Source organism: Streptomyces scopuliridis, from assembly GCF_042790125.1.
GTDB lineage: Bacteria > Actinomycetota > Actinomycetes > Streptomycetales > Streptomycetaceae > Streptomyces > Streptomyces scopuliridis_A.
In genome coordinates this window covers 214,081-227,507 of the sequence record NZ_JBHTZS010000010.1, presented here as the reverse complement: position 1 = coordinate 227,507, position 13,427 = coordinate 214,081, and the positions used below count along the sequence as shown (strand labels likewise).

The 13,427-nt window shown below is 67.1% G+C and carries 5 protein-coding genes; 2 read left to right on the top strand and 3 right to left on the bottom strand.

Translation table 11 applies throughout. The annotated features are described in order from the left end of the window. Positions 1–22 precede the first annotated feature (22 nt). Positions 23–676, bottom strand: coding sequence for a signal peptidase I (gene lepB / locus ACFRKB_RS18270; RefSeq protein WP_383106894.1), 654 nt, complete (start codon positions 674–676; stop codon positions 23–25). Beyond that, the gene (locus tag ACFRKB_RS18265) at positions 673–1,188 is read right to left on the bottom strand and encodes an MmpS family transport accessory protein (RefSeq protein ID WP_383106892.1); all 516 of its coding nucleotides are present in this window, start codon (positions 1,186–1,188) and stop codon (positions 673–675) included. Before ACFRKB_RS18265 ends, lepB begins: the two co-directional genes overlap by 4 nt. 555 nt (positions 1,189–1,743) lie before the next feature. Here ACFRKB_RS18265 and ACFRKB_RS18260 point away from each other — a divergent pair. Both ACFRKB_RS18260 and ACFRKB_RS18255 read left to right on the top strand, forming a co-directional pair. Beyond that, positions 1,744–10,365, top strand: a complete 8,622-nt coding sequence (locus ACFRKB_RS18260; RefSeq protein WP_383106891.1) for a golvesin C-terminal-like domain-containing protein — start codon at positions 1,744–1,746, stop codon at positions 10,363–10,365. Positions 10,366–10,381: 16 nt separating this feature from the next. Then, entirely contained in the window at positions 10,382–10,957 is a 576-nt protein-coding gene (locus ACFRKB_RS18255) for an SMI1/KNR4 family protein (RefSeq protein ID WP_383106890.1), read from the top strand. 104 nt (positions 10,958–11,061) lie between these two features. Here the strand turns inward: ACFRKB_RS18255 and ACFRKB_RS18250 are convergent, their stop codons facing one another. Then, positions 11,062–13,425, bottom strand: coding sequence for a protein kinase domain-containing protein (locus ACFRKB_RS18250; RefSeq protein ID WP_383106889.1), 2,364 nt, complete (start codon positions 13,423–13,425; stop codon positions 11,062–11,064). Between the last annotated feature and the right edge of the window lie 2 nt (positions 13,426–13,427).

The following is a 13,427-nucleotide window of genomic DNA, read 5'->3' as shown; positions in this document are numbered from 1 at the left end:
AGCGGCGGACGCCGCCCACCCCTCACGTGAATGTGGCGGGCTCCGGTGAAGTCCAGGCCGGGCGGGATCGTCGGGCGATCAGTGCGCAGATGCCGCCGCCGACTGTGCAGAGTACGCCCAGCACCACGGCCAGTCCGAGCATCACGGGCGTGGTACCGCTCGCGAGTGCGCGGCCCTGGACCGCGGCGGTGGGTACGGTGCCCGAGTTGTCGCTCAGGAAGTATCGCGAGTCGTTGGAGTTCTCCCGGTTGTCGCCCAGGAGGAACATGCGGCCGGGAGGCACCGTGACATCGAGGTCGGGGGTGCTCGGGCTGGCATCCGGCTGCTTCACGTACGGCTCTCTGGGCGTCTGGCCGTTGACCGTCAGGGAACCGTCCGCGAAGACGATGTGATCACCACCGAGCCCGATGACGCGCTGGAGGACGGGCAGGCCGCCGTACCTGTTCGGCACCTGGTAGAGCACGACGTCGCCCCGCCGGACCGCCGCGCCATCGATCTTCTCGATGGGAACTGGTGCGCCGTCACGGTAGGTGGGTTCCATCGCCTGACGGGCGGTCGCCGTGGTGTAGGAGGTCTGGAGGGACATGAGTGCCCCCGTGGCCGTGACGAGCCCGAGGGCCGCGAGGATCGTTCCCGCGAGAGTGGCGGCCGCGCGGGTGCCGCGGGTGAGGTTCACGGGGTCTCGCCGTTCTCGGAAGTGGGGTCGGAGGCGTTGCCGGCGGGGCGCAGTGGGGCGCTGCAGGTCGCCCGTCCGTACGGGCCGGTCGCCGTGGACCGCTGGACGTGCTTGCCTCGGACGGCTACGGCACAGCCGGCGTCGCCGCCCTTGCCGTCGAGCACGATGTGCACGGTGGGCTCGGCACCGAGCGCGACCTCGACGTCCTTGCGCCAGGGCAGTTCGGAGCCGGACACGGTAAGGGACTTGGTCTGCTCGCCGTGCGCGATGAAGTCGATCTTCACCGTGCCCGAGCCGTGGACCTCGTAGGTGACGGCGGCGGTCGGCACCGGCTTCGGCTCGTCGGGGGTCGTGAGGATGCCGTAGCCGACCACGCCCGCCGCGAGCAGGACGGCGACGGCCGCGCCGACGAGTATGCGGCGGCCGGTGCCCGAGCTCTCAGGACGGTGCTCGGCCGGGTCCGTCCCGGAAGCGGCATCGGCGGTATCGGTGCTCAGGGTGTCGGTGCTCATGGGGCGGGGACGTCTCCGATACGAGAGGCGACCAGGGCGGGAATTGCTCGGCCGGTCGAAGGAGGAACAAGGGAGGAACAGGGGAGGAACAAGGCATTCGACAGGGCCGGGCCACCCGGTCGGTGTTCCGGACGTCTGCCCATACGAGGCCCCTTCAGGAGTGAATGGCATTCAAATCCGGCTGGTTATAGCCCATATCAAGCACTGCGGGAAACCCCACGGACAATTCGCCGCAAAGAGGCAGTCGCTGTCATGCGGTGAACTGTGGGGCTTCGGGCCGTGTGCGGTGAAGTGCCCCAAACTTCCGTCCTGTTGACGCCTCGTCATGAACATGTATAGAACGCGCTCTGAATCATTGAGAGCGCTTCGGTCCCGAATCCGATCGCGCCTTTGGCATGCCCAAAAGCAGGCCAGGGCGCCCGGAAATGGTCACCGGCGGCGAAAATGCGGCGCACATGGCGCGAAGAAGAAGGCGGACCGTACGTGAGAACGCGACACCGAAGACTGCTTGCCGGTCTCGTCGCATCGGCCGTGGTGGGGACCTTGCTCCCGGCCATGGCCCTTGCGACGCCGGCGGCAGCGGCGGATTCAAGCGGCGACAGAGGCGAGAAGACGGGTGTCCTCGACGCCGTCAAGGGATGGTTCGCCGACGAGGAGGACCCCGAACCGGCCAACGCCCTGGAGATATCCAGCCGCGAGAAACTGCCCAAGGGAACGAAAGACCCCAAGCCGAAGCGGGTCAAGGAGCTGAAGAACCGGCGCACTCCGAGTGCCCGCTTCTTCGAGCTCTCGGACGGTCGCGTCGAAGCCGAACTGACCGCGGTCCCCACCGCGTACCAGGACGAGCAGAACAAGACCTGGAAGCCGATCGACGTCTCCGTGCGGGAGACCGCGAAGAAGGGCTTCGACTACGCCAACACCGCCAACCTCGGCCGGACCTACTTCGGTTCCAAGCCGGGTGAGCTGGTGCGGATCGAGGGCGAGGGCGGCGCGTCCGTCACCCTCGGCCTGGACACCGTGGCAACGCCCGCCGGCAAGGAGCTGAAGCCTGCGGCCAAGGGCGCCAAGGTCACCTATCCGGACGCCGTCGAGGGCGCCGATCTCGAATACGTCGTCGAGCCGGGCCAGGTCAAGGAGAACATCGTCCTGGCCGAGCGCCCGGACGGACCGGTGAAGTTCACCTTCACGCTGGACGCGGGCGGTCTGACGCCCACGTCGCGCAAGGACGGCTCCATCGCCCTGTACGGCGAGGGCCCTCAGACACCGGTGATGGTCATCCCCGCCCCGTACATGACGGACGCGGCGAAGGACTCGACGTCTCCGACCGGCGGCACGTACAGCACCGAGGTCACCCAGAAGCTGACCAAGGACGGCGACAACTGGAAGATCACGGTTGTCCCGGACACCCGGTGGCTGGCCCACAAGGACCGGCAGTACCCGGTCGTGATCGACCCGACGATCACCATCACCCCGGACGCGGCCGGTTCGAAGGACACCATGGTCCTTTCGGACCAGCCGTCCACCAACTTCAACACCACCTGGAAGCTGTCGGCGGGCAAGACCGATGTCGGTCTCGCCCGTTCCCTGGTGCAGTTCCCGCTGTCGGAGATCCCGTCAGGGGTGAAGGTCGACTCGGCCCGCCTGGGCATGTACTTCGACCAATCGCACACCACCAACGCCAATGACGTGACCATCGGCGCCTACCGGGCCACCGGCACCTGGACCGAGGACGGTGCCAACTGGTCCAACACCAGCGGTCTGGTCGGTGAGCTGTCCGGTACCACCGTGCAGATCGACGACGGTGACCCCGGGACGGCCGCCGTCGGCGAGTGGCCGAGGGTCACCACCAACAGCACGCAGAACATCGGCAGCGACTACGCGTACAACAAGAACGCGGTCACCGGCGAGTCCTACACCTACCAGCCGCAGATCCCCGAAACGGCGTCCTACCGCGTCGAGGCGCACTACTCGCCGCTGGCCGACAACACCACCGCGGCCCCGTACAAGGTCATTCACGCCGGGGCCACCCACAACTACACGGTCGACCAGACGGCCGGGACCACGTCCACCTGGAAGGCCCTGACCAGCACTCAGCTGGACTTCAACAAGGGCAACGCCGACAAGATCGTCCTCGGCGACACGGGGGACCCCACCAAGCGGACCATGGCCGACGCCGTGCGCCTGGTGAACCCCGCCTCGATCGTCAAGAACACCGGCGAGTACAACCAGTGGCACAATTTCCCGGTCACCGACACCGTCCAGAAGTGGGTCTCGGGGACCGCCGCCAACCACGGCTTCGTACTCAAGGCCACGGACGAGTCGGCCGCCGCGCCGACCGGCGGCCCGCGTTACGAGGCCGCCGACGGCTCCACGTACGGCGGAGAGACGGCGACCATCCCGCGGCTGACCGTCACCTACGGCAAGGTCGGCACCTCGCTGAACTCACCGGAGGTCGTGCACTCCACCGGACCCGAACTGAGCTGGCCCGCGTACAAGAACGACAGCGGGGACACCAAGCTCGACATCGCCGAGTACCAGCTGCACCGGTCGACGCGGCAGGTTTTCACCCCGTCGTCCGCCACCCTGGTGGCGCCGATCGCCAAGACCGCGACCGCGTACACCGACACCACCGCGACACCGTCCCCGAACGGGGTCGGAACACCGGAGATCGGCCGGTCGTACTACTACCAGATCGCGGTCAAGACGATCGACGGGCAGGTGCTCGGCTCACCGACGCGTACCGTCGGCATCCCCAAGCCGGGCCGCACCATGCGGCTGCTCCAGGGCACCGACGACGTCACCGACACCACGCTCTCCTCCCAGCAGCCCACCACCAACCACGACACCATCCAGTCCTTCGGGGTCGGCCAGAAGTGGCTGAGCACCGGTGACAACTCCGGTACCTACGGCACCACCCGGGCCGCGCTGAAGTTCAACACCGCGTCCATCCCCACCACGGCCACCGTCCTCGAAGGACGGATGTTCCTGTGGGGTGCGGAGACCACCAACACCGCCGCGGGTGCCGTCTATGAACTCCGCGGCCTGAACAAGGCCTTCGACGAGACCACCGCCACCTGGAACCAGTCGGCCACCTCGGCCCCCTGGACCGCTCCCGGCGGCGACTTCTCGGCCACGGTCTCCGACACCGTGCCGCAGTTCACCGATGAGGTCGGCCGCCACTGGTGGGATGCCACCACGCTCACCAAGAGCTGGGTGCAGAACCCCGCCAACAACAAGGGCGCCATGGTCAAACTGGCCAACGACACCGATGCCACCCAGCAGGAACGCACCCTGTGGCTGTCCTCGGAGGCCGCCGACTGGCAGCTCGGCCCGCTGCTGCGCGTGATCTACGTCGACTCCACCACCGAGGACACGTACTACGCGCCGACCACCCCCGCCCGGATGACCCCGAACTCCACGTACACCGTGGACTTCACCGTCACCAACACCACGAGCACCGCGTGGGCGGCCGGTGAGCGCCAGCTGTCCTACACCTGGAAGCTGCCCGACGGCACCGACGTCACCACCGGCGGCAACCAGGCGGCCACCGCCATCCCGGCCCTGATCCCCGGCGAGTCCGCCACCGTCAAGGCCACGGTCAAGACACCGATCAACTCCGACAGCGGCAACAAACGCACCGAATACGTCCTCGGCTGGGACGTGAAGAAGATCGCCGACAGCTCCTGGCTCTCGGTCACCAACCCCGCGATCACCCCGCTGAAGCAGAACGTGGCGGTCGAGGACCCGACGTCCAACTCGCTCGGCATGGAGAAGTTCTACGCCTACGCGGGCAAGAACACCGGCGCCGGCTCGACGGTGATGAACAACCTCTCCTCCGGCAACAGCGTGTGGTCGTACAACGCGTTCAGCAACCCCGGCCGGGGCCTGAGCACGTTCTTCCGCATGGCCTACAACTCACTCGACACCTCCGACACGGTCTCCGGTCACGGCTGGTCGATGCAGGCCGCCGGCCCGATCCGGCTCGGCGCGCCGCTGGACTTCCACCCCAACCCGAACCCGACGGAGATCCGTCTCCCCGACGGTGACGGCACCACGCACGTCTTCCGCAAGCAGGACGACGGCACCTGGAAGGCTCCCGCGGGCGTCCACTACAAGGTCACCATGAAATCGGGCCTGGACTGCAAGCCGTCCAGTGACCCGGTCCCGGACGCCTGGACGATGACCCGCCCGGACGGGACCAGGTTCCTGTTCGGCTGCGACGGCTATCTCACCTCGACGATCGACAAGAACGGCAACACACAGCTGTTCACGTACGAGGAGCGGAAGTCCAACAACAAGCCGACCAAGTTCCTCAAGTACATCACCGACCCGGCGGGCCGGCAGTCGCTGAACGTCGAGTACTGGGACAAGGGCCAGAAGGGCTACCAGTACATCAACGACTCGGGTGTGCTGACCTCGGACACCGGCAACCTCAACAACTCGAAGATCTACGACCACATTCGCTCGGTCACCGACATCTCCGGCCGGAAGGTCGAGTTCTACTACACGGCCAAGGGTCTGCTCGGGCAGTTCACCGACGGTGTGGGCAGCTCGCAGCCGAAGAACTTCACGTTCACATACGACGCCACCCAGGGCAACAAGAACGTCAAGCTGGTCAAGGTCACCGACCCGCGCGGCAACGGCACGTCCCTGGCGTACCACGCACCGCAGTCCGGTGACGACCCGAAGTACCACTGGTGGACGAAGACGGTCACGGACCGGCTGAACGGCGCGACCGGCTTCGGCTACGCGGTCGACGCGTCGAACGCGAAGTTCACCGAGACCAAGGTCACGGACGCGGAGTCCCACACGGCGACCCACGTGACGGACGACTTCGGCCGCCCCGTGCAGACCACGAACGCCAAGTCCCAGAAAACCAAGATCAGTTGGGACGCGGACAACAACGTCACGTATCTGGAGGAGGACAACGGCGCCAAGACCGCCTACTGCTACGACCAGAAGACGGGCTACCCGCTCTGGCAGCGTGACGCCGAGAACAACAAGGCAGGCGTGCCGCCCGCGGCCGACTGCGCTCCGGGGAAGTACCCGGCGAACTCGCAGCAGTACAGCTACCGGACCCGCCTGGACGGCTTCTCCGCCGACCTGGCCACGAAGACCTCTCCCGAGGGCAACACGTGGCAGTTCGGCTATGACTCGTTCGGCAATCTGAAGACGGTCACCGACCCCGAGGGCGTCGCGACCACGACGGCCGGCGACTACACCACCACGTACGAGTACGACGCCTACGGTCAGCTGACCAAGGTGACCGACGCCAAGGGCAACCCGACGACCAACAGCGACTTCGGCCCCACGGGTTACCCGGCGAAGATCACCGACGCGCTGGGCAACCCGACGTCCTACGTGTACGACGAGCGTGGGCAGGTCGAGGAAGTCACGGACGCGCTCGGCAAGAAGGTCACCCAGACCTATGACACCTTCGGGCGTCCCAAGGTCGCGACGGTGCCCAAGGAAGCCGGGGTCGTGATCACCACCCCGGAGCCGGAGTACGACGCCAACGACAACACCACCACGTCGACCTCGCCCAACGGCGCGGTGTCCACGGCGGTGTACGACGCGGCGGACCAGATCACCTCGGCCACCGCACCGAAGGACACCTCCACATCGGGCGAGCGGAAGTCGACGTACACCTACGACAAGGTCGGCAACCTCAAGACGACGACTGAGCCGAAGGGTTCGCTGACCACGTCCGACGCGACGGACTACGTCACGACCAACACGTACGACGAGATCTACCAGCTCCTCTCGGCGGTCAACGCGGACGGCGACAAGATCTCCTACACGTACGACAACGTCGGCAACCTCACCAAGGTGGTGGACCCGAAGAAGAACGCCACCGCCGACCCCGACGACTACATGACCAAGACCGCCTACGACCTGAACCACCGGGTCACGACGGTCACGGACGCGGCCGGCAAGTTCACCTCGCGGACGTACAACAAGGACTCGCTGGTCGTCGAGACCAAGGACGCCGAGAACAACTCCACGTTCTACGACTACGACAAGCGCGGCAAGCAGAAGGAGATCCGCGCCCCCTACTCCGGGACCACGATCCTCAAGACCCAGTTCGAGTACGACCAGGTCGGGAACACCACCAAGGTCATCTCACCGCGAGGCACCGCGACGACGGGCACGGCGGACGACTTCGCGCAGCGCACCGAGTACGACGCGCTGAACCGTCCGGTCAAGCAGTTCCAGCCGTACGACCCGGCGGACAGCCGCTACAACAAGGCGGACGTCTACACCCAGACGTCGTACGACGCCGTGGGCCGGGTGGCGAAGACCTCGCTGCCGCCCTCCGCCGGTGAGACGGTCCGCAACGACACCACCTACGAGTACTTCGACAACGGCTGGACGAGGAAGTCCACCGATCCGTGGGACATCACCACCACCTACGACTACACCGAGACCGGTCAGCAGAAGGCCCGCACGCTGACCTCGGCGGGCGGTTCCTCGGACCGCACCATGACGTGGTCGTACTACCCCGACGGCAAGCTCAAGTCGAAGTCCGACGACGGTGTGCCGGTCGGCAAGTCGGTCGTGCTCGTCGACAACTCCGACACCCAGCACACCTCCTCCACCGGTACGTGGGCGACGGGAGACCTCACCGGCCAGCAGGGCTACAACCACCGCACGCACGCGGCGGGCACCGGCACGGACGCGTTCACCTGGACGCTGAACATCCCCAAGGACGGCACGTACACGGCGTACGTGAAGTACCCGAAGGTGACCGGCGCCGCCACCACCGCCAAGTACACCCTCACGCACGGCACGACGACCGAGCCTTCGGCGACGAAGGACCAGACGGCGAACACCGGCACCTGGGTCAGCCTGGGCAGCTACACCCTCAAGCAGGGGGAGGACAGCAAGCTCAGACTGGACCAGAACAGCGGTGGTGCGGTCGTCGCGGACGCGGTCAAGCTGGTGCGCGACACCAGCGGTGAGACCGACAACGAAAAGCACACCTTCGCCTACGCCTACGACGTCAACGGCAACCTCACCTCGATCGACGACACCTCGTCCGGCGCGAAGATCGACGCGTACACGGTGGCGTACACGGGTCTGAACCAGGTCGCGAAGGTGACCGAGGCGCTGGCCGGCGCGGAGAAGAAGGTCACGTCGTACACGTACGACGCCAACGGCCAGACGGAGACGGTCAGCCACCCCGACCAGTTCTCCACGTACACCTACGACCTGCGGGAGCAGGTCAAGACGGTGTCGGTCGGCAAGACGGCGGCCGATGCCTCACCGAAGGTGAGCTCGTACACGTACACCGACCGCGGCCAGAAGCTCCAGGAGACCAAGGCCAACAAGAACACGGTCGACTCCACCTACTACCTGAACGGCGCCCTGAAGTCGACGACGGAGAAGAAGCCGAACGGCACCCTCGTCTCCTCGCACGCCTACGCCTATGACGCCAACGGCAACAAGGCGCAGGACGTGGTGAAGAAGATGAACGCCGACAACCACGCGGCGTACCTCGAATCCACCACGGACTACACCTACGACCCGGCCGACCGGCTCGCCAAGTCGGTCAAGACGGGCACGGGCGCGGGCACCGACACCTATGTCCACGACGACAACGCCAACGTCATCAGCCAGTCGGTCAAGGGCGTGTCCACGACGTTCGACTACGACCGCAACCGGCTGCTGACCGCCAGCTCGGCGGGCTCGACCGCCAATTACAACTACGACCCGTTCGGCCGCCAGGAGTCGGTCACCGCGGGCGGAAAGGTCATTGAGCGCAGCGTCTACGACGGGTTCGACCACGTCGTGGAGTCCCAGAAGACGGACGACACGGGCGCGTTGAAGTCGACGAAGTACACCTTCGACCCGCTGGACCGCACCGCGTCGAAGACGGCGGACGGCAAGACGACCGACTTCCACTACCTCGGCATGTCCGGCGAGGTGCTGGGTGAGGAAGTCGCCGGCGAGCTCACCAAGTCCTACCAGTACAGCCCGTGGGGCGAGCGCCTCTCCCAGGTCAAGCACAACACCGACGGAACCAGCGAGGACGGCTTCTACGGCTACAACTCGCACACGGACGTCGAGACGCTGACCGACAAGAACGGCGACACCAAGTCCACCTACGGCTACACCGCCTACGGCTCCGACGACAAGGACGAGTTCACCGGCATCGACAAGCCGGAAGCGGCCGACCCGACCAAGGAGGCGTACAACCCCTACCGGTTCAACGCCAAGCGCTGGGACGCGCAGTCCGGCACCTACGACATGGGATTCCGGAACTACAGCCCGGGGCTCAACCGGTTCACCAGCCGGGACATGTACAACGGGGCCCTCGCGGACATGAGCCTCGGGTCGGACCCCTACACGGGGAACCGGTACGCCTTTACCGGTGGCAATCCCGTCAGCTTTGTCGAGCTGGACGGTCATATCTTCGGGTGTGACGTCTGCGGTTCCGTCCTCAAGAGCATCGGATCCGTGGTCGAAGGTACGGTCAAGAAGGCCAGGGGCGGCTGGCTGTCCGTCGCCGACACGTTCCTCACGGGCATCGGGTGGTACAACCAGACGGCGTCCAACGGGTACGAATCGGAGCCCGGTGCCCAGCCGGACTACGACAAGGGTCTGCTCGTCAAGCCCGACGACGAGAAGGAGTGGCAGGGCGGCGCCAGCCGCTTCCCGTTCCAGGATCAGGGCTGCAAAGAGAACCGTCAGAGCATGATCTACTACATGCCGCTCGACGGTGCGGGACGTGCTCAGGGCGGGATCGCCTGCCTGAACTGGCACGACACCAACAACGTGGACAAGAAGACCGGTGAGATCTACGGCGATGGCGGGATCTTCGGCAGCCCGACGGTCTGGCCCACCGATGACCCCTTGTACATCCCGAAGGCGATGCAGAAGGGCGGTCCGCTCTATCGGAAGGGACTGGACCGGGGCCACCTGATCGCCAACCGGTTCGGCGGCTCCGGTGAGGACATCCGGAACCTGGCGCCGATGTACCGCGACGTGAACCGGAAGGCGATGTCGACGGTGGAGGACGCGGTGGCCGAAGAGATCAACAGCGGAAACACCGTCTTCTATCAGGTCATGGCCCACTACCCCAGTCCCACCGATCCGATGCCGGACCGCTTCGACATAACCTGGAGCAGTTCGAGCGGCGCCAGCGCATCGGTGCCGATCTACAACACCCCATAGAGTGAGCCCGGGGGGCGTGCCGGATACCTGGCGCGCCCCCCGGGCCCAAGTCTTCGATCGGAATGTGAACAGAATGTGGATCGAGCGAATCGCTGAGGCCGTGAACTGGGAGCCACTTCGGCTCGATATTTCATGGAACAGCGTTGAGGCAGATCTCGGTACGGCACTGCCCGAGGATTACAAGGAACTTGCCGAGACGTTTGGCAAGGGAGAATTCTCGGAATTCTTGAACGTGCTTTCCGTTGACAGCACGGGGCAGTTCGACCTGGCCCGCATCTGGCACAAATACCTCGATCTCAGCCCGGAGGACGGGCCCGACCCTGTCTTCAAGCCGTACCAGATGTACCGGCCCGGTCGGCGTGGTCTCATTCCCTGGGCGTTCGGTGAGATGGAGTGCAACTACTTCTGGCTGGCGTCCGCGGAGGAAGACCCGGCGAACTGGCCCATCGTTACGCAGGGCGATCCGTACCCCTGGCAACAAGTGAGCATGTCCACCTCCGAGTTCGTCTACCGGGTATTGACGGATCCGGAGTTCGAGCCGTTCTCGATCGCACGGCTGTTTCCGCAGCCTGACTTCTACCCGATGGATTGAGTCGCGCAGCACTCTCACTCTCGCGTTCGACGCGAATTCTCCGTGCCGGCCCTCGGGCCCCATGGGGGCCGTCGCGGAGCGTGGTCAGCTACTCGTAGCCCCGCTCACCCGCCTTCGGCGTCCAGTGCGATCAGGCCCTGGTCCGCCCCGGCGTAGAGCCGTCCGCCGCCCGCCCACATCGGGACGTATGTCTGCCACAGCGCGTCGGTGCTCGCCGGGAACTCGTAATTCCACCGCGCCGTACCGCTGTCCGCGTCCAAGGCCCGCACGAGCCCGGTCGACCAGACGTAGAGGTTGCCGTCCGCGCACCGGAGCCCGACCGGTTCGTCCACGGCCCCCGGCAGCGTCCCGGCCCAACGCACCGCGCCGGTAAGCGCGTTGAAGGCGCGGACGAGGACTCTGTTGTTCTCGTCGACTCTGGCGTCGTACACGGTCTCCCCGTCCGGAGAGGCAGTGACCGCCATGACCGGCAGCGAGCCGGGAGAGCGCCAGGCCACCTGCCCGTTCGCGGGATCTACCGCGTACAGGCGGTCAGCCAGGTGGAGGAAGAACCCGCCGGCCGAGCAGTGCGGTCCGTCGGACCAGCGGACGCGCAGTGAGTCGATCAACAGGGTGAGGATGCCGCCGCTGCCCGGGACGGGCTGCTGCCACAGGACTTCGCCGCCCGAGTCCGCGTCCAGCGCGGACATCCTCGGTGCGCTCTGATCGGCACTGGTGCTGCCGCGCCACAGCAACCGCTCGCCGGACGAGGGCACCATCAGGAGAAACTGGCTCGCCACGTCATCGAATGCCTTCGTCCAGCGGATCTTCCGTATCGCGGGGTCCACGGCCCAGACGAACGCGGTCATCGAAGACGAGTACCCGGTGACGTACACCAACCCGTCCGGCTTGGCATGTGCGCCGGCGATCCTGACCCCGTCGGCCGGCCGGTCGAGAGACCACTTCTCCGTCCCGGTGGCGAGGTCGAAGGCCCTGAGTATGAGGGTCCGTCCGGTCGGCCTGAGCTGGTCCGTGTGGTCCACGGCGAACGCCACGCCGTCGCCGAGGACGACCGGGTTGCCGCCCAGGTCGTCGGTGGCCGGGCTCGTCGTGTGGGGGAGCGGCTCCCAGCGGGGCTTCCCGTCCCGGTCGAAGGCCCGCAGATTCTTGCTGTCGACGGCGACGACTGTCTCGTCCGTGCCCACCAGATGGAGGAGCCGTTCGCCGGTCTCGGCCGTCCACAGCGGGGTCGCGGCGGTCTTGGTGGTGAGCACGCGCTCGGGGTCCTTCAGATCCGGGGAACCCGGGGATCTCCTGCCGTCCCCGTCGTCGGCGGCCCGGTCCGAGGGACGGCCGCGCAGTGCCAGCGCGAGCATGGTGCCGCCGCCCGCCAGCGCGCCGCCCGCCAGACCCAGTACGAGCCTTCGGCGGCTGGGGCCCGGGGCCGGCACGGAGCCCGGCGAGGACGGTGGGGGAAGGGGCGGCGCCGGGGGAAGGGGCGGCGGCAGAACAGCGATCGCGTCGGCCGCGGAGGCGCCCGGCTGCCCGGCAGGGGGGCTTGACGGCGCTTGTGCGGACCGCGGTTCAGCCGGCTCGGTGGGCAGCGCCGAGGGCACCATGACCGCCGCCGCCCGCTCGATGGCGGTGATCAGAGGGGCGGGCAGCCACGCACCGGTCACTACCGACGGCACCTCTCGGGGGAGGAACGCGATCGCCTGCCGGGAGGTCGGGCGGTCCGCGGGATTCCTCGCCAGACAGGCCGCGACCAGCGGCCGCAGCTCGTCAGGCACCATCGAAAGATCAGGTTCACCGCCGACGACGCGCCGCCGAACGTCCGGGCCGAGCCCTTCGCCGAACACACTCGACCCACTCGCGGCGAACGCGAGGGCCGCGCCCAGGGAGAACATGTCGCAGGCGGGCGTGAGCGGCTGCCCCGTCGTCTGCTCCGGCGGCATGAACGCGGTCGTGCCGAGGGCAGGACGCCGGCCAGTGAGCCTCGTGCCGTCGGCGGCCCGTGCGATCCCGAAGTCGATGAGGTGCGGCCCGTCCAGGGCGAGGAGGACATTGCCCGGCTTCAGATCCCGGTGGACGAGGCTCGCCGCATGGATGCCGGCAAGCGCCTCGGCGACCCCGGTCGCCAGCGCGAGCAACGCTGCCCTGGGCAGCGGCCCATTGAGCCGTACGGCCTTGTGCAGGGAGACGCCGGGCACGAACACCGTCGCCATCCACGGGGTGACGGCGTCCGGGTCCGCGTCGACGACCGGGGCGGTGAAGGCTCCGGAAATCGCCCTCGCCGCCGCGACCTCCGCACGAAAGCGGGCTCGGAACCCGGCGTCGTGGGCGAGCTCCGCGCGGACCAGTCTGACCGCGACCGTACGGCCGCCGTACGACCGTCCCAGATAGACCACCCCTATGCCTCCGGCCCCCAGGCGGCCGAGAAGCCGGTAGGGGCCGGCCTGCCGTGGGTCCGCGTGCTCCAACGGCTCCATTC